Source organism: Halalkalicoccus jeotgali B3 (genome assembly GCF_000196895.1).
Lineage (GTDB): Archaea > Halobacteriota > Halobacteria > Halobacteriales > Halalkalicoccaceae > Halalkalicoccus > Halalkalicoccus jeotgali.
In genome coordinates this window covers 1,501,239-1,523,596 of the sequence record NC_014297.1, presented here as the reverse complement: position 1 = coordinate 1,523,596, position 22,358 = coordinate 1,501,239, and the positions used below count along the sequence as shown (strand labels likewise).

Genomic DNA, 22,358 nt, shown 5'->3' with positions numbered 1-22,358 from the left:
AACTCCGACAGGCGTTTGGCGGTTTCTATTCGCCTCGCCCGTCCGACCCGGCGGGCGGGTCGACACCGTGTTTCCGCTCGAGAAACGCCCGTTCGGGCTCTTCGAGATCCCGGGCCCGGAAGGCGTCCAATCCCTCCTGATAGCGTTCGCGGGAGCGATCCGCGGGCGTCTCCAGAACGAGCTCCGCGATGCCGGTCTCCCGACCGGTGTAGCCGAACCCCGCCCGGTAGCACGCCTCGTAGGCGAAGGGGTTGTTGACCGCGATCCGCACGGTGTCGTAGTCCCGCTCGCGCGCTCGGTCCCGAACGAACTCGAGCAGTCGGGGCCCGAAACCGTCGCCCCGGTAGTCGACGTGGGTGGTGATATACCGGATCCAGAGCGTCCCGGGCTCGGTCCGGTCCTCGTTGAACGCGGCCGCGGCGCGGACGGAGCCGTCCTCGCGGACGAGCGCCTTTCCCGTGTTCGTCATGACGAACTTCCCGGCATAGCTAAAGGAACGGTAGTCAAGGTCGAGTTTCGGCCCGTCGGGGGGCCAGCCGACCAGTTCGAGGTCCATACGGCCCGTTGGCCCCCGGGCGTGTTGAGCGATGTGGGAACCGGGGGACACATGGCCCTGCCGGGAGAACGCCCGCCATGGCCGACCTCGCACGGTTCGACCGGTCGGCGACGACGGTTCTCGTCCTCGTCGTCGATCTGGCTATCGTCGCCGCACAGCTCTCGTACGGACTGATCACTCACGGTACCGACCCGCTCGCCGACCCCTTCTACACGGTCGAGACCGTCGCTCCCTTCCTGCTCGGGTGGCTCCTCGCCGCCCCGATGCTCGGCGTCTACACCGCCCGCGTGCGTAGCTCACTCGTCGAGACGCTCCTCTCGGTGGGCCTCGCGTGGATCGTCGCCGCGCTGATCGGGGTTGGACTGCGCGCGACCCCGTGGCTCGTCGGCGGGGCACCGCCGGCCTTCGTCCTCGTTACCGTCGCCACCGGCCTCGCGACGTTGCTCCCGTGGCGAGTACTCGTCGTCGCGCTCGCCCGCCTGCGATCCTGACCGTCCTATCACCTTTCACGAGCCGACCGATCCGCCCATCTGACCCGATTTTTAGCCCCTCTCGAGACGGACCGATTCGAGCGATCGAGCGCCTTTGGCGCCCTTATACATGAGTAACTTATGAGTGGGTATCAAATTAGGTACTGCAACTCCATCGAGACTATATCGGAAGAGAATACAACTGATAGACAAAACAGTTATAGGGGTATGGTTCATAGGTTGAAACACATCATGACTAACTATTACGATTTGATACTCGTTCTCATTCCGATCGCGCTGTTGGGGATCGGTGGCACGCTAGTGGGTGTGGGTCTGCCCCTGCCGATTGCGGTGCCGGCGGCGGCTTCCGTTGCGATCGGCCTGATCGGTCACGCGCTGTTCGTCAATGACCCGTCCCAGCCGACCCCGGTCCCGAATTCGGCGAGCACCGCGTCGCCGACCCCGTCCCAGCAGCCGTCGGAATAGACCACGAACCGTTTTCTCGCTGGCGCTCGAACGCCGGCGTATGACCGAGGCGCTGTTTCTCTCGAGCGACGAACTGATCGATCTGGCCGACGCCGAGGACTACGTCGATGCGGTCCGCGAGGGCTATCGCCAGCGCGGCGCGGGCGCGCCCGCCGAACCGCGCGAGAAGCTCCTCAACGAGCGTCCGCCGGGGATGCTGACGGGTTACATGGCGATCCTCCCCGAGACGGGCGCGATGGGCGGATACACCTACGGGGCGGGCTTTGGCGAACGTGACGCGTGGTTTGTCACGCCGGTGTTCGACGCCGAGTCGGGCGAACCGCTGGCGGTGCTCGACGGCGCGTCCCTCAACCCCTTTAAGACCGGCGCTGCGGGCGCGGTCGGCATCGACGCGCTCGCCCGCGAGGACGCCTCGACGCTGGGGCTGATCGGCAGCGGGGCGCAGGCCCGCGGCCAGCTCCGTGCGGCGGCGACCGTCCGCGAGTTCGATTCCGTCCGGGTCTACTCGCCGACCCGCGAGAACCGCGAGGGGTTCGCCACCGACTTCGACGCGGAGCTGGAGGCCGACGTTCGCGCGGTCGATTCGAGCGCCACCGCCCTCGAAGGCGCCGACGTCGTGGTCACGGCGACGAACGCCGACGAACCGGTCTTCGACGGCGAGCTCCTAGAGCCGGGTACCCACGTCACCGCGATGGGCCGGTACGATCCGGAGAAACACGAACTCGACGCCGCTACGGTCTCGCGCGCGACGTACGTCCTCGACCTGCGGGCCCGGGCCGACCGCGACGCCGGGTCGCTCATCGCGGCGACCGAGGCCGGAGCGGTCGGTTCGGATCACCTCCACGGCGAACTCGGGGACGTGCTCGTCGGGGCAGTCGAGGGGCGCACGGACGACGAGGAGATCACCGTCTTCGACAGCGGCGGAACCGGCATCGAGACGGTCGCCGCCGCCCACATGCTCTACGAGCGCGCCCGCGAGGCGGGCCGGGGCACCGGGATCGAATTCGCCCCCGCCAGCGAGGCGATGGCGGGCCGATAGCGGTCCGAGCCGACCGGGGGCGGTTTGCTTCAACGCGACGGTTTAACCCGGCTCGGACCCGTCGTTGGCCCATGTCACTGGCGGGACGGGTCTACTACGGCTGGGTCGTCGTGGCCGCTTGCTTTCTGGGTTCGTTCGTCGTCTTCGGGCTCTCCTATTCCTTCGGCGTGTTCTTCGAGCCGATCCTCGCGGAATTCGGCCGCTCGCGGGGCGTGACCTCGGTCGCCTTCGGCGTCCAGTCGCTGATGCTCTATCTCGGTGCGGTCGGAATCGGCGTGCTCGTCGACCGCTACGGGACCCGCCGGATGCTCGCGGCCGGAGCCGTCGTCCTCGTTTTCGGACTGCTCGCCACCAGCCGGGCCCAGTCGCTTTTGGTTCTCGTGTTCACCTACGGGATCGTCACCGGACTCGGGATGAGCGTCCTCTTCGTCGTCTCGTATGCGACCGTTCCCCGGTGGTTCGACCGACGACAGGGACTGGCTGGCGGACTCGCTTCGGCCGGTCTCGGGATGGGGATGGTCGTCGTCGCGCCCGCCGCCGACGCGCTCATCGTCCGAGTGGGCTGGCGGTCGGCACTGTCGATACTCGCCGCCGGGGCGGTGGCGCTGCTTGCGGTCGCCATCGTCGCCGTCCGCGACGAACCGGCCCCCGCGCAGGTCCCCGCCCGCGAGTTCGACCGTGGGGTTCGCGCCAGCGAGCGACCGCCACTTCGTGATCAGCTCGCGGCCGTGCGCGCTATCGCCGGCTCGCCCGCCTTTCTGGCGCAGTTCGTCGGGTGGCTACTGATCTACACGACCCTGTACGTAGTCCTCTCGCATCTCGTCGTCCACGCCGTGGATCTGGGCCTCTCGCGGACCGTCGGTGCCAGTGCCGTGGCGCTGATCGGCGGGGCGAGCGTCGTCGGGCGGGTCGCGATCGGCCACGCCGCGGACCGGATCGGCCGCGTATCGACGTTTGCCGCCTGTTCGGCGGTGATGGGGGGCGCGGCGATCGCACTTCCCGCGCTCGATACCGCGGCGGCGCTGTTCGCTTTCGCGGGCGTCTACGGGCTGGCCTACGGCGGCAACGGCGCGCTGCTCGCGCCGCTGACCGCCGACCTGTTCGGCCGGGAGAACATCAACGCCGTTTTCGGGCTGGTGTCGGTCTCGCTCGGCCTCTCGGGGCTCGTCTCGCCGTATCTCGCCGGCGCTGGTCACGACGCCATCGGGACCTACTCGCCGGCGTTCGTCGCCGCGGGCGTGCTCGCGCTGGTCGGCGCCGGCGCGATCGTCGCTGCAGGCCGGTTCAGCACGTAGCCACTCACAGCCCCAGCGCCTGTGCGAGCGTCAGCCCGCTTGCGAGCGCGCCCGCCAGATAGCCCGCGACGGCCCCGCCGTTGAGTAAGGGAAGGCCGGCGTGGGCACGTCCCTGCAGGACCAACCACAACAATACGAGCAGGCCGGCGAGCGTCCCGACCATCCCGCCGAGGGCGGGGACGGTCAACGCGAGCCCCGGAACGCCGAGCGAGGGCGTCGCGACGAAGAACGCGGCGCTGGCGATCAGGATCGTCGGGATCACCGCGTCGCCGAGTCCGATGAAGAAGGCATCCCGACCCCCGTTTTCGTCCGGTTCGTCGTCGCGCTCGTTGTCCCCATCGCGGTCGTCGCTACCGTCGTCGAGAAAGGAATATCCGGGCGAGACGGGGACGATCAACAACACGGGCACCTTGATCTCCATGACGCCGTCCGCCAGCGAGAGCATATGCTCGGTGCCGTAGACGCTGACGGCGTCGTAGACCGCAAGCACCGTCAGGAGGACGAGCGCGGGCCCGATCCCGAAGGTAATCCCGAACAGCCCCGCCGCGCCCGCGCCCATCACCACGCCCGCGGCGTCGATGACGTACCACTCGGGATAAACGACAAGTCCCGCGCCGATGGCGATCGCGCCGATCGCGGCGGGGACGTTGAGCCCGTCGACCGTCACCGCCGGCGGGACGACGACCGAGAGGACGTACCACGACAGCAGGACGCTCGCGAGGACGACCAGCCCCCTGATGAGCCAATGGAGATCCAGTTTGAACGCCGCGAGCATCAGCCCCGTGGCCACGAGGATCGCACCGATGTACAGGAACGAGTTGGTCGGGTCCTCGGGGTCCTCGACGGCCTGCAGGCCCGCCGACTGGAACGGCTCGACGAGCGCGAGAGCACCCAGTTGGATCGCGAGAAAGAGCCCGACCGTTCCGGCGACCGCGACCAGCAGACGACGCTGCTCCATGTCTCGGGCTATCCCCGGCGGACCTTGGGGGTTTCGTTCGCCTCCGCGTGCAATTTAGCGCGCGTAGAGCTTCCCCCCGAGCAGGGCCGGGAGACCCGTCCGATCCTCGGGCGTGACCGCGACGTACGGCCGGGAAACGGGCCCGAAGACGTCGACGACCCGGCCGACCTCCGTGAGGTCCTCGTCGATCACGACGGTGCCGATCTCCGGCGTGGTTCCCTCGGGACAGCGGGCGATCGCGAGCCCCTGTGCGGTGCGGACGACCTCGCCGACGCGTTTCATCGGCTCATTCCCGCAGGGCCGTCACGTAGGCGGCGATCGCCTGCACGAGGTCGTTCTTCGAGGCGTCGTCGGCGTCCTTGACCAGCACACGCCCTCGGGGCTCGTACTCGCGAGGATAGGTCCGCTCGCGCTCGATGACGGCGTCGTAGCCCACTTGCTGGGCGGCGGCGGCGATCTCGTCGACCGTCGGCTCCGGGACCGCGAGGTCCAGCGGGACACGCCGCCCCGCGGAGCGCGAAACCTCCGCGTCGAGGTAGGCGGGCCAGATCACGTTCTCGACCATACCACCTCTCGCTCCCCGGGCGGTAAAACGCCTTGCGACCTATCGCCGCCGGACGAACAGGAAGCCCGCGGCGACGAGCGCGGCGACGGCGGCGACGATGCCGAAGCCGGGCTGGTCCTCGCCGTCCGCGCTCGCTCCGCCGTCCCCGTCTTCTTGGCCGCTCGCGTCGCCCTGGGCGGCGTAGACGTCGGGGTGGAAGGTCTCGGCAAGGGTCTGGACCGCGAGGACGACCTGCGGTCCGGGCTGGTTCATTCGGTCGGAATCGACCTGGACGATTTGGTCCTCCTGGCCGGCGGTCGTGCTCTCTATGACCTGCTCGCTCACGGGTGGCTCCTCGAAGGTGTCGGGGTAGACGATCCAGTCGGGGTCCTCGCTGACCACGACCTCCTCGCTGATCTGCCCGTAGAACTCGATCCCCGCCGCGCTGGCGAGGTTCTCCCCGCCCGCAGTCTCGATGACGTCCTCGATGAACGTGCCCTGACCGGCGGTGTAGCCGTCACCCATCGCGAACAACACTGTGGGCCGGTCCTCGCCCTCGACAGCGTTTTCGATCGCACCGAGTTCCTCGTCCATCCAGTCGATCGTCTCGGCCGCACCCGCACACTCGCCGGTGAGCTGACCGTACGTCTCGACGTTCCCGCGCACGTCATCGACCGAGGTCGCATCCTGCACCTGATAGACGGTGATGCCCGCATCACGGAGCTGCTCGACTTGCTCCTCGTCGGCGACCGCCGAGGCGAGTGCGAGATCGGGGTCGAGTTCGATCACCTCCTCGGTGTTGACGGTCACACCGTCGTCGGCGGTGATGTCGGTCGGTTCGTCGTAGCCCTCCAAGTACTCGGTGTACTGGCTAACGGGCATCCCGACGACCTTCTCGCGGGCGCCGATCTCCCAGAGCGTCTGGGCGTCGCTCGGCTGCATGGCGACGATCCGCTCTGGCTCTTCTTCGAGGGTGATCTCCTCGCCCGTCGCATCGGTGACGTCGACGGGGAACTCACACGCGGGCTGTGCGGCCGCGACGCCCGCGTGCCCGCCGACGGCTCCCGCTCCGAACGTCGACGTCAACACCAACAGCGCCGCGAGGACGGTAAGCAGTGTACGCATGCGACCGAGTGCGGACTTGTTCAATAAGTATTTACCTAAAGCAAATTCATTTACTATCGTGACGCGACGTACCGCGATGGGGGCGTGGTCGGCGGGTCTTTCCTGTCTGCTGGTCTGTGTCGTGTTGTTCAGCGCGGCGTTCGGACCGGTCCGGGTGGCTCCGCTCGTCGTGGCCGAGGTGCTTCTCAACGCGGTGGCGCTCCCGGTCGGGATCGAACCGGCGGGTGCGACCGGGGTCGGCCCGCTCTCGATTCCGCTCCCCCGACTCGAATGGGCGTCGGTCTTCGACTTTGCGGTGCCCGCAACCCACGAGACGATCGTCATGCGGATCCGGCTTCCGAGGGTGGTGCTCGCGGCGACGGTCGGCTTCGCGCTTGCGGCCGCGGGGACGGTGATGCAGGGGTTCTTTCGCAATCCGATGGCCGATCCCTCGATCGTCGGCGTCTCCTCGGGCGCTGCGCTCGGTGCGGTCGCTTCTATCGTCCTCCCGCTCCCGCTTGGGTTGCGCCCGATGGCGTTTCTCTGTGCGATCCTCACCGCTTTCGCGGTCTACTTGATCGCCAGCGAGGGCGGGCGTACGCCGGTTGCGACCCTGCTGCTTGCGGGCGTCGCCATCCAGACGTTTCTGGGCGCGATGATCTCGTATCTCCAGTTGAGCGCCGGCGAGAGCCTCGAACAGGTCGTCTACTGGCTGATGGGCCACCTGCACGCGAGCACGTGGACCGACGTGCGCCTCTCGTTGCCGGTCGTGATCCCGCTGTTCGTCCTGCTCGTAGTGTACGCGGGCGATCTCAACGTCCTGCTTCTGGGCGAGGAGGACGCCCAGAGCCTCGGGATCGAGGTCGAGCGGACCAAGCGACTACTGCTCGCCGCGGCGAGCGTCATCACCGCTGCAGGGGTCGCCGTCTCGGGGGTGATCGGCTTCGTGGGGCTGATCGTCCCCCACGTGATGCGCCTGCTGGTCGGGCCCGACCACCGGATCCTGCTCCCGACGAGCGCGCTCGCGGGCAGCGTCTTCCTCGTCGCAACCGACACCGTGGCACGGGCCGGCCCCGCCGAGGTGCCCGTCGGGATCGTCACCGCCGCGCTGGGTGCGCCCTTCTTCCTCTATCTGCTTCGTACTCGGGAGGTGCACGCGCTGTGATCGACGTCCGCGATCTGGACGTCCGACTCGGCGGGATGGCGGTCCTCGATTCGGTCAGTACCTCTATCGGCGAGGGGCGGTTCGTCGGCCTCGTCGGCCCGAACGGCGCGGGCAAGTCCACCCTGTTGCGCGCGATCGGGGCCGTGTTGAAACCCGACGCGGGGACCGTCTTGCTCGGGGACGAGGACGTCCACGACCTCCCCTCGCGGGCGGCCAGTCGCCGGGTCGCGACCGTGCCCCAGGACACGAGCCTCTCCTTCGATTTCGACGTCCGTGAGGTGGTGGCGATGGGACGAACCCCCTACCGCTCGCGCTTTCGGTCGAGCGCGGATCCGGCGGGCGAGGAGACGGTCGAGCGCGCGCTTTCGCGGACCGAAACCGAGGCGTTCGCGGAGCGATCGATCGGCGCGGTCAGCGGCGGCGAGCGCCAGCGAGTGGTCCTCGCACGCGCGCTCGCACAGGAGACGCCGATACTGCTGCTCGACGAACCGACTGCGAGCCTCGACATCAATCACCAGATCCGCACCCTCGAACTCGTCCGCGATCTGGCCGACGACGGCAAGACCGTGATCGCGGCGATCCACGACCTGAACCTCGCCGCGCACTACTGCGATGAGTTGTTGTTGCTCTCAAAGGGAGCCATCGTCGACAGCGGGTCGCCCGAGGACGTGCTCACCGAGTCAAACCTCACGCGGGCGTTCGACGCCCGTGCGGTCGTGAGCCGCCACCCCGTTACGGGAGCGGTCTACGTCACCGCGCTCCCCGAACGGACCGGCGACCGTGAGGGCCGAGTCCACGTGATCGGCGGGGGCGGGACCGTCTCGCGACTGCTCTACGTGCTCTCGGCGGCGGGCTACGAGGTGTCGGTCGGCGCGCTCGGGACGGGCGATTCGGACCTCGAAACCGCACGATTGCTCGGTCTCGATACCGTCATCGTCGAACCGTTCGCACCCATCGACGCCGAGACGCGAACGCGGGTTTCCGAGCGGATCGCCCGGGCCGACGTGACCGTCCTCGGGGATATCGAGGTGGGATCGGGGAACCTCGCGAACCTCGAATGCGCACTCGCAAGCGACGCGCTGGTCGTCGTCGAGGATCGGCCGTTCGAGGAACGAAACTACGCCGGGGCGGACGCACGGGCGCTCTACGAGGCGGTGATCGGGCGGGGAACGGTCGTTGAGGGAAGCGAGGTGTTCGGTGCAGTCGAGGAGGCGATGGACCGGAGCTCCTGATCGACGGGTTCAGGAACTCGAAACCGACCGCCAGACCTCATCCAGCTTGTTCGTCACGTTCGCCCGGTCCTCGACGGACACGTCGTACCCCTCCGTTTCGAACTCCACGACGACGCGGTCGACGGTGCGCCGGTAGACGCTGACCCGGCGACGGTCCTCCGAGAGGACGCGCCCGTGATGTTCGAGGAGGTCGGCCTCCTAGCTGTTCGAGGCGCCGATAGCAGGTCGCGATCGGGATATCGAGCTCGTCGCTGAGCGCTTGGGCAGAGCGGGGTTCGTCGGTCGCCCCGAGGATCTCGGCGTTGTACTCGTTGCCGAGTGCGAGGAGGACGTCTACAGAATACATTTTCTGAATAGTATGATATTTACGATAATAATAAAGATGGCGACTACCGTGATATCGACCGACACGTTCCGAAACGCTGGCAGGTCGCGGAGACTTCCCGCGGGGACGCCGATCCCGGGTTCGCTCCCGGACCCGTCGGGTTTCTCGAACGCCCGGATTTCCTTCTCCCGAAGCGGAGTCCTGTGACCTGTCAATCACGTCTGATATTGGGAAGGTTATACTTATAAACATAAACAAATCAATATGTTATAGGGTTCGTCCAAGTGGCGGAGCCAACAGAAACAATGTTCGAAACACAGACAGAAGACAGGGGTCAGGTCGGTATCGGCACCCTCATCGTGTTCATCGCGATGGTCCTCGTTGCAGCGATCGCAGCGGGCGTGCTGATCAATACCGCCGGCTTCCTCCAGACGCAAGCAGAAGACACGGGTATCGAAAGCACCCAGCAGGTTTCGGACAACGTGCGAGTGCTCACCGAAGTTGGCTCGGTCGCTGACGACGGAAGTGGGGTTGAGAAGACTTCGCTGACCCTCCAGCGAGCGCCCGGCGCGGGCGATATCGATCTCTCCGAGATGGACATCCAGTATCTCGGTCCCAGCGGTGCTGAGAACATCGGTGCCGCCGAGACGTACACGGTGACGGTAGACGTTGAAGATGGAACCGGTACAGGTGCAAACGCAGACGTCTCCGTTGCTCCAATTGGGACGTCGGTGACGGCGGACGACTCCGGGACGGCTACCATCGAACTCCCCGCGGGTACGTATGATATCGAAGCTACGGATGGCTCTGCTACCGGTAGCGAGACCCTTACTGTGAGTGACGATGCATCCCAGACGATCACTCTCGGGTCGGATAATACCGAGACTAGCGACCCCGCCGGACCGGATGGTAATACCGGCTACACGGTCAGCGCCATCTCCTCCGAGAGCGGCGGCGACAACGTCATGACCGACAACGGCGACCGCTACCGGATCACGCTCAACCACACTGCGTTGGGTGGTAGCGGGTTCAACATCGCTGCACTCGGAGCCGGCGACGAGGCCGAACTGACGCTCACGACGGCTTCGGGCGCACAGCGGACCGTGACCGTCCAGGTCCCCGACTCGCTCGCGAGTGCCGGGAGTGTCGTCGCGCTGTAATCGAGTATCGCTCACTAACCAACCTATCGACCGGTCGGCGTTGCGATGCGGTGTCGGCTTTCAGTACACGGAACACGATACAAAATGGGCTTCAGCGTCAGCGGATCCACGGTGGTCATCCTCATCGGCTGTCTGATAGCGTTCAGTGTGATCTTCACGGTCGCGACCGACAGCTTCGACCGGGTGACGACCGCACAGGACGAGCACGCTGATCGCCTCCTCGATCGACAGAATACGGCCATCGAGATCGGTGACGCGACCCGGAACGGGACGGCCCTCTCGGTTTCGGTCACGAACACCGGTTCGACCGCGCTCTCGATCGATCGCACGGACCTGCTCGTCGACGGCGAGTACGTGACCACGGATCCCGCGGTGATCGACGCGAGCGGCAACGTCACCGCCGAGACGAACCTGTGGGTGCCCGGAGAGACGCTCGCATACGAACTCGAATCGAACGCGACCAGCGTGAAGGTGGTCACCGAAGGCGGCGTCGCCGCGACGGCGACCGTCGACGACTCGGGGGGAGCGTAGATGGGTTCGGTCTCGATCTCGCACCTGATCATCTTCATCGCGAGCCTGCTGGTCGCGGCCAGCGTCGCCGGCACGCTGGTGACGGGTGTCGAGCAGGTCAGTAGCTCCGTCGATCGCCAGAGCGAGGACATCACCCGGCAGATCGACACCGACGTCGCGATCATCAGCGACCCGTCGAGCGACGCGGTCTACGACGAGCAAGCGGAAACGGTCTCCCTGCTGGTGAAAAACACCGGCCGGACGCCCATCGAGGCGAACGGGTCGTCCCTCGACACACTGATCGACGGCCAGTACCGGTCGGGACCGACCGTCACGGTCGTCTCCGGGGAGAGTCGATGGTCGCCGGGGGCGGTCGCGACGGTGACGGTCCCCGTCGAGGGCGGCCTCGATGCCGGCGATCACCGCGCGACGGTCATCGTCAACGGCAGTCGGGCGACGTTCGACTTCCGGTTCTGACCGGCAGCTATTTACCATATGTTGACATCTAGTCGCGCATGACGGACGAGCGACAGAACAGTTCGGACGACGGCGTCCTCTCGCCGTCGGATCTCGATCTCGCCGACAGCGAGTACGTCGCCGAGATCGACGACGGTCGGTACGTCGTTTCGACCGACCGAACCGTACCCGAGCCGAGCGGGGCCGAGACGTCCGACGACTCCCACCGTTTCGATTCGGGCGCTCGGTATGAGGTCGTCATCGAGGGGCGCTTCGATGGTGAGACGTCGAATCACCGGACAGGATCGGATGACGTGGTCGCGACGTTCTCGGATCTTCTGCGGTGGTACGCCCGGGAGGTCGACGACGAGCTCGATCCCGAACGCGTCCTCGGGATCCTCGTCGCGGAGTCGGACCTCGCAATCGGGCCGCGCCCGACCGTCGAAACAGCCCTCGATCGCCACGACCTCACGCCCACGGACTCGATCGCGGACCTGCTTGCTGCCCTCGAAACTCAGCGCTGATATTTTGCTAGGATGATTTATACGTTATCGTGTAGAATAGGATATATATCATGTCGACACGCGTCCTGATCGTCGACGACTCGGAGTTCATGCGCAGCCTCCTGCGAGAGATCCTCGCCGAGGACTACGAGATCGTCGGTGAAGCCGAAAACGGCGTCGAGGCCGTCGAACTGTACGAGGAACACGATCCCGATCTGGTGATGATGGACATCGTCATGCCGATCCGCGATGGGATCGAGGCGACGACGGCGATCACCGCCGGGGATGCCGACGCTCGGGTGATCATGTGTACGAGCGTGGGCCAGGAGGAGAAGATGAAGATGGCGGTCAAAGCCGGCGCGAGCGGCTACATCACCAAACCGTTCCAGAAACCGAGCGTCCTCCAGGCCATTGACGACGTCGTGCCCGCATAGATGCGCGTTGACACCGACTCGCTCGATTTCGTTCGGGCTATCGCCGCCGACGGCGCACGACACGCCGCCGACGCGTTCCGGGAACTGACGGGCGTCGAGACGCGCGTCGAATCGACCAGCGTCACGCTCATTTCCCGCCAGAGCGCTTGCGAGCGCTTCTCCCGGGAGATGGCGGGCGTCGAACTCGGCTTCGAGGGTGCGCTTTCGGGCCGGACGACGCTCGTGTTCGATCGGACGCGCGTCCGAGCGCTCCTCGCGGAGTGTCTCCCCGAGGAGGACGCCGCGGTGATCGACAGCGGGATCGAGGAGTTCGGCTCGATCATGCTCAGCGGGGCGATCGACGGCTGGGCCGATTCGCTCGGGACCGCGATCGACACGCGACCGCCGACACCCCTCGACGGTTCGCTGGCGATCCCGGTCGACGCCGAGTTCGTCTTCGAGAGCCGGCTCGAGAGCGTCGAGACCGGCGCCGAGTTCGAGATCTACATGCTCCCCGAGTGGGAGCCCCTCGCCGCCGTCCTCGACCGCCGGAGCGACGACGGGGCGGTCCCGCTGGAGAAGTTCGCGGCGTTCAACGACATGACCCGCGAGGGCGCCTCGCAGGCGGCCCAGTACATCACGTCGATGACCGGCATCGAGACCGACGTCGAGATCAGCCAGTGTCGGTTCGTCACGATCGAGCAGGTACCGGCCCACGTCGGCGAGACTGACTACGTCGGCGTTGTCCTCGAATACCGGGGACAACCGAGTGGCTATCTGGCGATCCTCTTCGACGAACCGTCCGCGCGGACGGTCGCCGACGCGCTGGTCCCCGCGGTAAAGGCGTCGGGCATATGCTGGACGACGAGCACACGCGCGTCGGCCTCGATCGGCAGTTCCGAGAGGACCCGCTCGACGACGCCCGGCCCGCCGGTCGAGGCACCGATCACGATCGTCGGATCGGGCAGGTATCGACCCGTCGAGGACGTCTTCGTCCGTGCTTGGCCGGCGCGTGCCGTGAGATCCGCGCCAGCGACCGAACGAACTGCCCGGAGAAGCTGGGTTTCGACGGCGGGCATCCCCGTCGTGACCTCGCCGCCGGGCTTGGTGAAGAAATCGACCGCCCCGCGCTCGATGGCCTCGAAAGTCACCTCGGCCCGCTCGCCCGCGTGCGCGCTCAACACGAGGATCGGCGTCGGGGCCCGCTCCATGATCCGTCCGACGGCCTCTACGCCGCCGATCCCGGGCATCTCGATGTCCATCGTCACGATGTCGGGCCGGTGTTCGAGGACGACCTCGATCGAGCGCTCTCCGTCCTCGGCCTCCGCGACGACGTCGATGCCGCCCTCCCGGAGGGCGTCGCCGATCACCGTCCGCATGAACGACGAGTCGTCGACCACCACCGCCCGCGTCGCGACCCGGTCCGCTGGTTGTGTACTCATGTAGTTCTTGGCCTCAATATATAATTTCAATACCATAAATCTTCGCGGGCGGTCCTCAGGTTTGATAACCGGGAGCGTATCGGAACCGATATTCTGCGGGGAAGATATATCTTTTCTGATACGAATGTGGGAGCATGTCCTCAGAGACGGCGGATCGGACGGACGCGGGCGAGCGGATCGACGACGAGGAGTTCGCCCACGAGGAGGCGGTCGCGGGGATCACCGACTCGATCGCGGAGCTCTCGGAGGCCTCCTCGGAGGTCGCAGAAAGCTCCCAGGAGATCAGCGACGCCGCCCGCGAACAGTCGAGCGGCGCACGCACGGCCGCAAGCGAGGTCTCGAACCTGAGCGCGACCGTCGAGGAGATCGCCTCCTCGGCCGAGCAGGTCAGAGAGCGCAGTTCGCAGGCCCAGGATCTCGCGGTCGACGGGTCCCGAACAGCCGACGAGGCCATCGAGATGATGGAGGAGATCGAGGCTTCGACGCAGGCGGTTTCGGAGGACATCGAACAGCTCCAGTCGAGCGTCGCCGAGATCGACTCGGTGGTCGGCGTGATCAACGATATCGCGGATCAGACGAACCTGCTCGCGCTCAACGCCTCGATCGAGGCCGCACGCGCGGGCGAGGCCGGCGACGGCTTCGCAGTCGTCGCAAACGAGGTCAAATCGCTCGCCGAGCAGTCTCAGGAGCACGCGACCAGCATCGAATCGCAGGTCGACCGGATCCAGACGAGCACCGAGAGCACCATCGAGAGCATCGACGAGACCGAGACCCGGATCGGCGCCGGGATCGAGCAGGTCGAGGGCGCGATGGGCAATCTAGAGGGGATCGTCACCGCCGTCGAGGAGACCTCGAGCGGGATCGAGGAGGTCGCCGACGCGACCGACGAGCAGGCCGCAAGCACCGAGGAGGTCGCGAGCATGGTGGATCAGGTCGCCGACAGCGCGGACGTGATCTCGACGGAGATCGAGGACGTCGCGGCGGCCAACGAACAGCAGACCGCGAAAATCCGGGAGGTATCGGCCGCGATATCGAGTCTCGACACCGCGGAGGAGCGATGAGCGACGCCGACGGGGAGGGAACGCAGGTCCTCGAGTTCGATCTCGGGCCGGAAACGTACTGCGTCGACATCGGCTACGTCGCCGAGATCGTCGACACCGACAAACTGACCCGGATCCCGAACGCTCCGAGTCACGTCAGAGGCGTGATGGACTTGCGGGGACGGACGACCTCGATCATCGACCCGAAGATCGTCTTCGACGCCGACTCGACGGGTGCAGAAAAACGGATCATCGTCTTCGACCCCGCCGCCACCGACACGCAGGGGGCGATCGGGTGGGTCGTCGACGAGGTCGATCAGGTCGTCACCGTCGATCCGGGAACGGTCGACGATTCGCCCCTCGAGGACGACGCCATCGAAGGGATCGTCAAACGCGAGGACGGGTTCGTGATCTGGATCTCACCGCAGTCCGTCGCGGTCTGAGCCGATCGCTCCGTACAGTTCTCCGAAGGCGCTCGCGTCGAGCGCCTCGGGTACCTCGATCGTTGGCGGGTCGTCCGATCCCGTCGTCAACGCGTCGAACCGAGCGTCGATCGCTGCCTCGAACCGACTGCTCGCGACGGTACGCTCGACCCCGCGGACGGTGGGTTCGAGGCGGTCCCCGATCGCGATCGTCCGGCGAGAGTCGACCGCGTGGGCCGGTCGACCGAGACCGTCGGGATCGAACAGGATCACGTCGGTCGGCCCGATATCCGTCGCTCGTGGCCACTCCGCCGCGTGGCGCCACTCGAATCCGGCCAGCGCGGCGCCACACCGGGCCGCAAGCCCCGGGTCTGCCGTCACGATGTGGATCCGAGTCATATCCACAGCCTCGCCCGTACTATCGGCCGCTCGTCGCGCTGGTTCCGGTCCCGGTTTCGACGCTCGTGATCGAGATACACGTTGATATATCTACACAACTACACGACATAAAAGTTACTCTGATTTGATACGTTTTAGAACGGGTCCTCCTCGCCCATCAGCGAGAACCCGGCTGCCCGATCGTGAACGGTGATCCCTCCCTCGCCGATGTCGATCGGGAAGATGTCGGTGCGGATCGGGCGTTTTCGCATCTTCGCGACCCAGACATAGCGATTGACACCCGAGTCGGTCGGCGTCTGAATCAGGGAGATGTTGCCGTCGGTGAGGAAGTGTTCGAGACCGACCTCCTGATCCGGGAACCGGCTCCCCTGTTCGGCGACGAACAGTGTCGTCAGACCGTTCTTCTTGAGGATGTCCGAGAACTTCAGCAGGTAGGTCCGCTTTTCGCGTTCGGTCTCGAAAAACAGCGACAGCATGGTCAGCGAGTCGACCACCAGCCGATCACACTGCGTCCGTTCGATCGCCGCGAGCAACTCGTCGAGTGTCGCGGTGAACTCCTGATCGCGAAGCAGTTGCTCCTTATCGAAGACGGTGATGTCGCCTGACTCGACGAGATCCCCCCCAGTCATCGAACCCGATCGACTCGGCCGCGGCCCTGATGTCGGCTTCGTCTTCCTCCAGCGTGAGGTAGATCCCCGGTTCGTCGAACTCCCGGACGCCGTAATAGAGGTACTGGATCCCAAGAATCGTCTTCCCGGTCCCCGGGTTGCCGCTGACGAGCACCGTCGACTGGCTCACTAGCCCGCCGTTGAGAATTGAATCGAGTCCCTCGATTCCCGTCGCGGTGAGTTCGACCATACAGTCACATATTGCTTCAGTACTTTAATCGTATTCGTTGAGCTTTTCTACAAATCGTATTTACTACTACCTTCTATTACTCTCATACAGATACAAGATATATACACGTAGTCGACACAATCAAGTATGTGCGTTCCAGCGCGGCTGGGGGATCTCGTCGAGTCGGCTCCTGCCGGTTCCGCGTTCTTGCTCTCGGGGCCTCCGATGACCGGGAAATACGACCTGCTCGTCGGGTTGCTCTCGGCGACCGACGCGATCGTCGTGACGACCGACACGGACGAGTCGACCGTCAGGGATGACTACCGGGAGTGGGCCGGGTCCGGAACGCTCTCGGTCGTCGACTGTGCGAGCCGTTCCCGTGGGGTCGAGACCCCCGACTCCGAGGACGTTCGCTACGTGTCGGATCCGGGGAACCTGACGCGGGTCGGTACCGCCTTTACCGACCTCCTCGATCGCCGTTCCGGGACTACGGGACGGGTGGGGCTACACTCGATCTCGCCGCTGTTGGTCTACGCGGATCTCCGCTCTGTCTACCGGTTTCTACAGGTTTTCACCGGGCAGGTCCGCAGTTCGGGGTGGTCGTGTTTCGCGACGTTCGACCCGACGATGCACGACGAGCAAGCGACGAATACGGTTCTCGATCCGTTCGACGCCCGCATTGAGACCCGCGAGACCGACGGCCGGCGGGAGGCACGAGTCGCGGGGCTCGACCCGAACGCCAGCGAGTGGATGGCGTTTTAGGGTCATCGGGTGCGTGCGGTCAGCCCGATTCCGGTCAGCACGACGAGCCCTCCGAGGACCGTTGTCGGCCCGGGGATCTCTGCGAGCAGGAGAAACGCGAGCAGCGTCGCCCCGACGGGTTCGCCCAGCAGTGAGACGCTCACCACGCTCGATTCGACGTGGGCGAGCGCCCAGTTGATCACCGTGTGGCCGAACACGCCCGGCCCGACCGCCATCGCGACGAACAACAGCCACTCGCGGGCCGGATACCCTGTGAGAGGGGTGCCGCCCGCGAACACGAGTACGAGCAAGACGAGCGCACAGCTCCCGTAGACGACGCTGACGTAGGGAAGCAGGGCGATCCGCTGGCGCAGCGACCGGCCGGCGAGCACGTAACAGGCGGCCATCAGACCCCCGAGCAGCGCGAGGGCGTTTCCGTAGGGAGCGGTGCCTGCAAGCGTCGTCCCAGAAAGCAGGTCGCTCACCGACATCACCGCCGCGCCCGCCAGCGCGAGGGTGATTCCCCCGACCGTGCGGACGGTAACTCGCTCGTCGAGCAGCAGGTACGCCCCGATCGCGACGAAGACGGGTTGGGTCTGGACCAGCGTGACGGAAGCGGCGACGCTCGTCCAGTTCAGACTCTCGAACCACGCGGCGAAGTGGATCGCGAGCGCCACGCCCGTGACGGCCGCGACTCCCGCGTCCCGAACCGAGAGCGCCCGGAAATCGGCGCGATGGCGCACCAGGGCGACTGGTGCGAGCAACAGCAGGGTAAACAGCACGCGGTAGAAGGCGACGACGACGCTCGGCGCTTCGCTCCAGCGCACGAGGATCGCGCTCGTGCTCAGCGCGAGGATCGAGACGGCGAGCGCGACCGGCGGCGGGACCCGAGCCACACGAGAGGCTCGGCCGGCCGGCGTTTACTGATTGTGGAACCGGCACCATTAGGCCACGGCCGGACGATCCCCGAGCGTGAACGACCCCGCCCGCGTCCGCGCGCGCCTCCTCGCGGTCCACTCAGAGGCGCTCGAAGCGACGATCGACTGTGCCGAGGCCGTCGCCAGTTCGGGTACCGAGCCGGCGACGGACCGCGAGGCGGTCGCGATGCCCCTACGGGCGGCCCTCGATCATGCGGGTGTTCTCGAAACCTACCCCGCCGTGCTCGCGAGCGCCGTCGACACGCTCGGTCAGTCGCTTTCCGCGCCGCCTGTGGCCGCCCCGCCGTACGTAACGATCACCGGCACCGGACCGATACTTCGCGCGTCGCTTCCCACGGGACGACTCGTGATCCGGCTGGCCGTCTTCGCCCTCGAACGCGACCCGAAACGCTACGTCAGAACCGGAGACGTCCCTGAAGAGATCCTCGTCGTCGAACTGCGCTAACCCTCCAAGAGCTCCTTGGTCTTCCGGTGGCGATACCGGAACATCGGTTCGAAGCCAACGACCGCGAGCGGGGAAGTGGCTCGAACGGGATCGGGTAGTTCGTAGTGGACCGTATCCCGGATCTTCGTCCCCTCGCCCTCGCGGGAGAACTGGTGGACGTGCACCCAGCGGGCGAAGGGACCACCGTGCATCTCGTCTTTGAACAGTCCCCGCTCGTCGCTGCTGGTTCGCTCGGTGATCACCGATGTCCACGAGTCGCCGGGGAGGCCGAGCGGTCCGAGCGTCATATCGATCTCAGCCCCCGCTTCGAGGACCGCGGGATCGGGCTCGCCGTTCGGTCCCCTGACGGCCCGGATCGACAGCCCCATCCAGCGGGGTGTAAGAGCTTCAAGACCTGCAATTCGCGAGTGAAACTCCCAGACGTCTTCGAGCGGCGCGTCGACGTACGTCTCGCGCTCGTAGGTCGCCATACTCGCCGTACGAACCGCTCGCGTAAAACTATTCGAACTACTTGAGTCGCTCCTGCAGGAAAGAGGGATGGGCGGCGGTCACACCCTCGACCGAGAGGATCTTCTCGCTGATGATCTCGCCGACCTCGTTGCCGTCGGTCGCACGGACCTCCGCCATCAGCATGTGATCGCCCGAAGAGGAGTACAGCGCCTCGATATCGTCGATTCCGCCGAGCGCGCGCGTCGCCTCGACGTAGCGCTCGCTCTCGACATCGATCCCCACTAACGCGATCGAGCGCCCGGAGAGTTTCTTCGGATCGACATCGGCCGAGTACCCGACGATTACGCCGTCGCCCTCTAACTGGTCGATATACTTGCGTACCGTTGGCTTCGAGACCCCCGCACGGCGTGCGATCTCCGCGTACGACGCTTGCGCGTCCTCCTCGAGGACGGCGAGGATCCGGTCCGATGTCGAGTTAGTCGCCACACCTCTTCTTTTGCGTCGGAGAAAAAATACCTTGCGAATCGGAAAGCGCTTTGTCTGACCACCGCATGCCGTCAGCGCGACCCGAGAGCGCTTACTTGTGTCGGTCGAGCAGGTCGTAGCTGCGCTCCCACTCGTAGTCGTCGTCGAAGTACCGTTCGGCAAGCGGCTCTTCGGGCATCTCGCCGAGCGACTGCTTTTCCTCCTGGTAGGAGGGGCGTTCGTCGTCGACGTAGAACCGGCCCGTCAGGACGGTGCCGTCTTTGAGGACGTTCTCGGCCTCGTACATCATGTCTTGGGCCTCCCCACGGTCGTTGATGTCGAAGTCGTAGTCCTCGCTCTCCTGGACGTCGATGTAGGGCACGTACTGCTTTGCGTCCTTGTTCCAGGTGGGACACTGGGTCAGGAAGTCGACGTGCGCGAAGCCGTCGTGCTCCATGGCCTCCTTCAGGATCTCCTTTGCCTGGTTCGGGTTCACTGCGGCGGTCCGGGCGATGTAGCTCGCACCGGAGGTCAGCGACAGCGAGAGGGGTCGGATGGGGTCCTTCGCCGAGCCGGAGGGCTGGGTCTTCGATTTGTGGCCCTTCGGGCTCGTCGGCGAGGTCTGGCCCTTCGTCAGGCCGAAGATCTCGTTGTTGAACACGATATACGTCATATCGTGGTTCTCCCGGGCGGTGTGCATGAAGTGGTTCCCGCCGATACCGTAGCCGTCACCGTCGCCGCCGGCGGCGATCACTTCGAGGCCGGGGTTCGCGAGCTTCGCGGCTCGCGCGACAGGCAGCGAACGCCCGTGGATGGTGTGGAAACCATACGAGTCGAGGTAGCTGTTGAGCTTGCCCGAACAGCCGATACCCGTACACAGAAGCGTCTCCTCGGGGGTACGTCCGACTTCCGGCAGGGCCTGTTTCAGTGCTTTGAGCACGCCGAAGTCACCACAGCCCGGACACCACGTCGGCTGGGGCTCGATTCCCGGTGTGAACTCCTCGCGGTCGATCTCTCGTTCCTCTCCGATTGCGTTGAATGCACTCATTGTCTTAGTCGCTTACCGCAGGTTCGAGTCTGGTGTTCGCGGTCGGTGCCTCCTCGTTGCCGGCGATCTGGATCTCGAATCCTTCGACGACCTCCGCGGGTTCGAACGGGTTGCCGTCGTACTTCAGCAGGCTCGTCAGTTTCTCGCCGAACTGGCCGAGTTCGCGTTGTGTGAGCCCGCGGAACTGGGCGGTGGCGTTCATCTCAACGACCAGCGCCTCGTCGACGCTTTCGAGGAACTCCGTGACCTCCGTTTCGGCAAAGGGCATCAGGTCGCTGACGCCGATCGCTTTGACCGAGTGGCCCTGGTCGTTGAGGCGCTCGACGGCCTCGCGGACTGCGCCCTGGCTCGATCCCCAGGTGACGATGCCGTAGTCGGCCTCGTCGGGGCCGAAGTACGTCTGGCTCGACGTCTCGGGGTCGCTGTCGAGGTCCTCCCGGATGGATTCGAGCTTCTTCATCCGCAGGTCCATCTGGGTGATGCGGTTGTCGGGGTCCTCCTCGATGTGGCCCGACTCGTTGTGCTCGTTACCGGTCACGAGGAAGCGCCCGCCCTTCTGGCCGGGCAGCGAGCGCGGTCGCACGCCGTCGTCGTTGGGGTCGTCGTGGCTGAAGCGCTGGAACTTGCCCGTCGGGTCGTGGGGGGCGTCTTCGAGTTGCTCCTCGGTAAGCGTCGGTCCAAGCGAGGGGTTCGGATCGCGGTCGAACGCGCTCGCGGGAACGTTCTGGTTCTCGCCCGAGAGCTTCTGGTCGATGACGACGATCGCGGGGATCTGGTAGTTGTACGCCATCTCGAAGGCCTTTCGAGTCTGCTCGTAGGCCTCCTGTGGCGTGCCGGGCGCGAAGACGACCCGACAGGAGTCACCCTGGCTCGAATAGAGGATGTGCTCTAAGTCGCCCTGTTCGGGCTTGGTCGGCAGCCCCGTCGATGGGCCTGCACGCATCGCCTCGACCAGCACGATCGGCGTCTCGCTCATCTCCGCGAGGCCCAGCGGCTCGCTCATCAGGGCGAAGCCACCACCGGAAGAGCCGGACATGGCCTTGACACCCGCGTGGGACGCACCGAGTGCGAGCGCCGCGGCGGCGATCTCGTCTTCGACCTGTTCGGAGATCCCCCCGAACTTCGGGAGGTGCTGGGACATGATCGTGAACACGTCGGTCCACGGGGTCATCGGGTAGCCCGCGATGAACCGACAGCCCTCGTCGAGCGCGCCGTAGGCGACGCCGTTGCTCCCGGAGATGAGCACCTGTTCCTCGTCGTGTTCGCCCGTCGGGATGCGAAGGTCGTGCTCGAACTCGTAGTCCTCGACCATCATGTCGTAGGCCTCATGCAGGATCGTGAGGTTGGGTTCGAGGATCTTCTCGGGCATCGCGTTCTCCATCAGGTTCTCGATCTCGTCGAGATCCATCTCGAGCAGCGCCGCGGTCACACCGACGCCGGCGGTGTTTCGCATGACCTCGCGGCCGTGTTCGCGGGCCATACTCCGAAGGTCGAGGTCGAAGACGTGCCAGTTGTTCTCCTCTGCGCGTTCTTCGAAGTCGGGGATCTCGCTCGCGTCGAGCAGGCCCGAATCGTAGATGATGATCCCACCCTCGCGGAGGTCGTCCAGGTTCTCCGAGAGCGGCTTGACCTCCTCGTTGCCGTAGTAGGCGTCCTCCTTCGGATTGCGAGCGAAGGAGTCCCCCAGCGCGAGCAGGAAGTTATAGCCGTCCCCGCGCGAGTCGACGACCTCGTCGCTCGCTCGGATCTCGACGTACGTGTGGCCGCCACGGATCCGTGAGGGGTAGTGTCGGTGCGTGAATACGTTGAGCCCCGATCGCATCAAGGCTTTTGCGAAGTTCTGGCTCGTCGAGTCGATCCCGTCGCCGGAACCCCCCGCGATTCGCCAGATGAGTTCGTTGTCTGCCATATGTGA

Annotated in this window: 29 protein-coding genes and 2 pseudogenes; 15 read left to right on the top strand and 16 right to left on the bottom strand. The window is 65.8% G+C overall.

The genetic code is table 11. The annotated features are described in order from the left end of the window. Positions 1-25: 25 nt before the first annotated feature. A complete protein-coding gene (locus HACJB3_RS07945; RefSeq protein WP_008417564.1) occupies positions 26-556 on the bottom strand; it encodes a GNAT family N-acetyltransferase in 531 nt (176 codons plus the stop codon). A gap of 77 nt (positions 557-633) precedes the next feature. Here HACJB3_RS07945 and HACJB3_RS07940 point away from each other — a divergent pair, with 77 nt between their 5' ends. From HACJB3_RS07940 to HACJB3_RS07925, 4 genes are all read left to right on the top strand, one after another. Then, positions 634-1,047 (top strand): DUF3054 domain-containing protein, encoded by a 414-nt coding sequence (locus tag HACJB3_RS07940; RefSeq protein WP_008417566.1) that lies wholly within the window; start codon positions 634-636, stop codon positions 1,045-1,047. Positions 1,048-1,278: 231 nt separating this feature from the next. Beyond that, positions 1,279-1,512, top strand: a complete 234-nt coding sequence (locus HACJB3_RS07935; protein ID WP_049934554.1) for a hypothetical protein — start codon at positions 1,279-1,281, stop codon at positions 1,510-1,512. A 40-nt stretch (positions 1,513-1,552) separates the two neighbouring features. Next, positions 1,553-2,551, top strand: a complete 999-nt coding sequence (locus HACJB3_RS07930) for an ornithine cyclodeaminase family protein (protein ID WP_008417568.1) — start codon at positions 1,553-1,555, stop codon at positions 2,549-2,551. A gap of 71 nt (positions 2,552-2,622) precedes the next feature. Then, positions 2,623-3,846, top strand: coding sequence for an MFS transporter (locus HACJB3_RS07925; protein ID WP_008417569.1), 1,224 nt, complete (start codon positions 2,623-2,625; stop codon positions 3,844-3,846). 4 nt (positions 3,847-3,850) lie between these two features. Here HACJB3_RS07925 and HACJB3_RS07920 read toward each other — a convergent pair whose 3' ends face one another. Genes HACJB3_RS07920 through HACJB3_RS07905 form a run of 4 tightly spaced genes read right to left on the bottom strand, consistent with a single transcriptional unit; the run spans position 3,851 to position 6,473 of the window. Beyond that, entirely contained in the window at positions 3,851-4,804 is a 954-nt protein-coding gene (locus HACJB3_RS07920) for a presenilin family intramembrane aspartyl protease PSH (protein ID WP_008417571.1), read from the bottom strand. A 54-nt stretch (positions 4,805-4,858) separates the two neighbouring features. Next, on the bottom strand, positions 4,859-5,086 hold the full coding sequence (locus HACJB3_RS07915) for an H/ACA ribonucleoprotein complex subunit GAR1 (RefSeq protein WP_008417572.1): 228 nt from the start codon (positions 5,084-5,086) through the stop codon (positions 4,859-4,861). Positions 5,087-5,090: 4 nt separating this feature from the next. Beyond that, complete coding sequence (srp19, locus tag HACJB3_RS07910) at positions 5,091-5,369, bottom strand: signal recognition particle subunit SRP19 (protein WP_008417573.1); 279 nt, start codon at positions 5,367-5,369, stop codon at positions 5,091-5,093. Positions 5,370-5,408: 39 nt separating this feature from the next. After that, positions 5,409-6,473 carry a PGF-CTERM-anchored ABC transporter substrate-binding protein gene (locus tag HACJB3_RS07905; protein WP_008417574.1) on the bottom strand — a complete coding sequence of 355 codons (1,065 nt, stop codon included), beginning with the start codon at positions 6,471-6,473 and terminating at the stop codon, positions 5,409-5,411. 76 nt (positions 6,474-6,549) lie between these two features. Here HACJB3_RS07905 and btuC point away from each other — a divergent pair, with 76 nt between their 5' ends. Then, a complete protein-coding gene (gene btuC, locus HACJB3_RS07900) occupies positions 6,550-7,617 on the top strand; it encodes a vitamin B12 ABC transporter permease BtuC (RefSeq protein WP_008417575.1) in 1,068 nt (355 codons plus the stop codon). Further along, positions 7,614-8,849 (top strand): heme ABC transporter ATP-binding protein, encoded by a 1,236-nt coding sequence (locus HACJB3_RS07895; protein WP_008417576.1) that lies wholly within the window; start codon positions 7,614-7,616, stop codon positions 8,847-8,849. Before btuC ends, HACJB3_RS07895 begins: the two co-directional genes overlap by 4 nt. Before the next feature lie 9 nt (positions 8,850-8,858). Here HACJB3_RS07895 and HACJB3_RS18770 read toward each other — a convergent pair. Continuing rightward, a pseudogene (locus HACJB3_RS18770) lies at positions 8,859-9,195 on the bottom strand (helix-turn-helix domain-containing protein). A 284-nt stretch (positions 9,196-9,479) separates the two neighbouring features. On the opposite strand from HACJB3_RS18770, the gene HACJB3_RS07890 reads away from it, so the two are divergent. From HACJB3_RS07890 to cheY, 5 genes are all read left to right on the top strand, one after another. Next, the gene (locus HACJB3_RS07890; RefSeq protein ID WP_008417580.1) at positions 9,480-10,334 is read left to right on the top strand and encodes an archaellin/type IV pilin N-terminal domain-containing protein; all 855 of its coding nucleotides are present in this window, start codon (positions 9,480-9,482) and stop codon (positions 10,332-10,334) included. Positions 10,335-10,418: 84 nt separating this feature from the next. Next, complete coding sequence (locus HACJB3_RS07885; RefSeq protein ID WP_008417581.1) at positions 10,419-10,865, top strand: fla cluster protein flaF; 447 nt, start codon at positions 10,419-10,421, stop codon at positions 10,863-10,865. Further along, entirely contained in the window at positions 10,866-11,321 is a 456-nt protein-coding gene (locus HACJB3_RS07880) for a fla cluster protein flaG (RefSeq protein WP_008417582.1), read from the top strand. Between the two features lie 38 nt (positions 11,322-11,359). Continuing rightward, on the top strand, positions 11,360-11,824 hold the full coding sequence (locus HACJB3_RS07875; protein ID WP_008417584.1) for a DUF7500 family protein: 465 nt from the start codon (positions 11,360-11,362) through the stop codon (positions 11,822-11,824). 50 nt (positions 11,825-11,874) lie between these two features. Continuing rightward, on the top strand, positions 11,875-12,237 hold the full coding sequence (gene cheY, locus HACJB3_RS07870; RefSeq protein ID WP_008417586.1) for a chemotaxis protein CheY: 363 nt from the start codon (positions 11,875-11,877) through the stop codon (positions 12,235-12,237). Here the strand turns inward: cheY and HACJB3_RS18765 are convergent. The 3 genes from HACJB3_RS18765 to HACJB3_RS18755 form a co-directional block, all read right to left on the bottom strand. Further along, the gene (locus HACJB3_RS18765; protein WP_081461312.1) at positions 12,171-12,614 is read right to left on the bottom strand and encodes a hypothetical protein; all 444 of its coding nucleotides are present in this window, start codon (positions 12,612-12,614) and stop codon (positions 12,171-12,173) included. The genes cheY and HACJB3_RS18765 overlap by 67 nt on opposite strands. Positions 12,615-12,719: 105 nt before the next feature. Next, positions 12,720-12,911 carry a hypothetical protein gene (locus HACJB3_RS18760; RefSeq protein WP_081461311.1) on the bottom strand — a complete coding sequence of 64 codons (192 nt, stop codon included), beginning with the start codon at positions 12,909-12,911 and terminating at the stop codon, positions 12,720-12,722. 78 nt (positions 12,912-12,989) lie between these two features. Beyond that, entirely contained in the window at positions 12,990-13,595 is a 606-nt protein-coding gene (locus HACJB3_RS18755) for a response regulator (protein WP_238532866.1), read from the bottom strand. Positions 13,596-13,792: 197 nt separating this feature from the next. On the opposite strand from HACJB3_RS18755, the gene HACJB3_RS07860 reads away from it, so the two are divergent. Together HACJB3_RS07860 and HACJB3_RS07855 are read left to right on the top strand one after the other, a co-directional pair. After that, complete coding sequence (locus tag HACJB3_RS07860; protein ID WP_008417591.1) at positions 13,793-14,719, top strand: methyl-accepting chemotaxis protein; 927 nt, start codon at positions 13,793-13,795, stop codon at positions 14,717-14,719. Next, positions 14,716-15,141, top strand: coding sequence for a chemotaxis protein CheW (locus HACJB3_RS07855; RefSeq protein ID WP_008417592.1), 426 nt, complete (start codon positions 14,716-14,718; stop codon positions 15,139-15,141). Before HACJB3_RS07860 ends, HACJB3_RS07855 begins: the two co-directional genes overlap by 4 nt. Here the strand turns inward: HACJB3_RS07855 and HACJB3_RS07850 are convergent. After that, on the bottom strand, positions 15,118-15,519 hold the full coding sequence (locus tag HACJB3_RS07850) for a hypothetical protein (RefSeq protein WP_008417593.1): 402 nt from the start codon (positions 15,517-15,519) through the stop codon (positions 15,118-15,120). The two genes, HACJB3_RS07855 and HACJB3_RS07850, sit on opposite strands and share 24 nt — an antisense overlap. Positions 15,520-15,653: 134 nt before the next feature. Then, positions 15,654-16,377 (bottom strand): annotated as a pseudogene (locus HACJB3_RS07845) (RAD55 family ATPase). Positions 16,378-16,503: 126 nt separating this feature from the next. Between HACJB3_RS07845 and HACJB3_RS07840 the strand changes: the two are divergent. After that, on the top strand, positions 16,504-17,118 hold the full coding sequence (locus HACJB3_RS07840; RefSeq protein WP_013199454.1) for a DUF7504 family protein: 615 nt from the start codon (positions 16,504-16,506) through the stop codon (positions 17,116-17,118). A 2-nt stretch (positions 17,119-17,120) separates the two neighbouring features. Here HACJB3_RS07840 and HACJB3_RS07835 read toward each other — a convergent pair whose 3' ends face one another. After that, positions 17,121-17,993 carry a DMT family transporter gene (locus HACJB3_RS07835; protein WP_008417595.1) on the bottom strand — a complete coding sequence of 291 codons (873 nt, stop codon included), beginning with the start codon at positions 17,991-17,993 and terminating at the stop codon, positions 17,121-17,123. A gap of 76 nt (positions 17,994-18,069) precedes the next feature. On the opposite strand from HACJB3_RS07835, the gene HACJB3_RS07830 reads away from it, so the two are divergent. Further along, complete coding sequence (locus tag HACJB3_RS07830) at positions 18,070-18,480, top strand: hypothetical protein (RefSeq protein WP_008417596.1); 411 nt, start codon at positions 18,070-18,072, stop codon at positions 18,478-18,480. On the opposite strand, the gene HACJB3_RS07825 is transcribed toward HACJB3_RS07830, so the two are convergent. The 4 genes from HACJB3_RS07825 to HACJB3_RS07810 all read right to left on the bottom strand — a co-directional run bounded on the left by HACJB3_RS07825 (position 18,477) and on the right by HACJB3_RS07810 (position 22,352). Then, positions 18,477-18,950, bottom strand: a complete 474-nt coding sequence (locus tag HACJB3_RS07825) for an SRPBCC family protein (RefSeq protein WP_008417597.1) — start codon at positions 18,948-18,950, stop codon at positions 18,477-18,479. The genes HACJB3_RS07830 and HACJB3_RS07825 overlap by 4 nt on opposite strands. Before the next feature lie 37 nt (positions 18,951-18,987). Further along, complete coding sequence (lrpA1, locus tag HACJB3_RS07820; protein WP_008417598.1) at positions 18,988-19,416, bottom strand: HTH-type transcriptional regulator LrpA1; 429 nt, start codon at positions 19,414-19,416, stop codon at positions 18,988-18,990. Between the two features lie 91 nt (positions 19,417-19,507). Further along, positions 19,508-20,443 (bottom strand): thiamine pyrophosphate-dependent enzyme, encoded by a 936-nt coding sequence (locus HACJB3_RS07815; protein ID WP_008417600.1) that lies wholly within the window; start codon positions 20,441-20,443, stop codon positions 19,508-19,510. Positions 20,444-20,447: 4 nt separating this feature from the next. After that, positions 20,448-22,352, bottom strand: a complete 1,905-nt coding sequence (locus tag HACJB3_RS07810; protein ID WP_008417601.1) for a 2-oxoacid:acceptor oxidoreductase subunit alpha — start codon at positions 22,350-22,352, stop codon at positions 20,448-20,450. Positions 22,353-22,358: the final 6 nt, after the last annotated feature.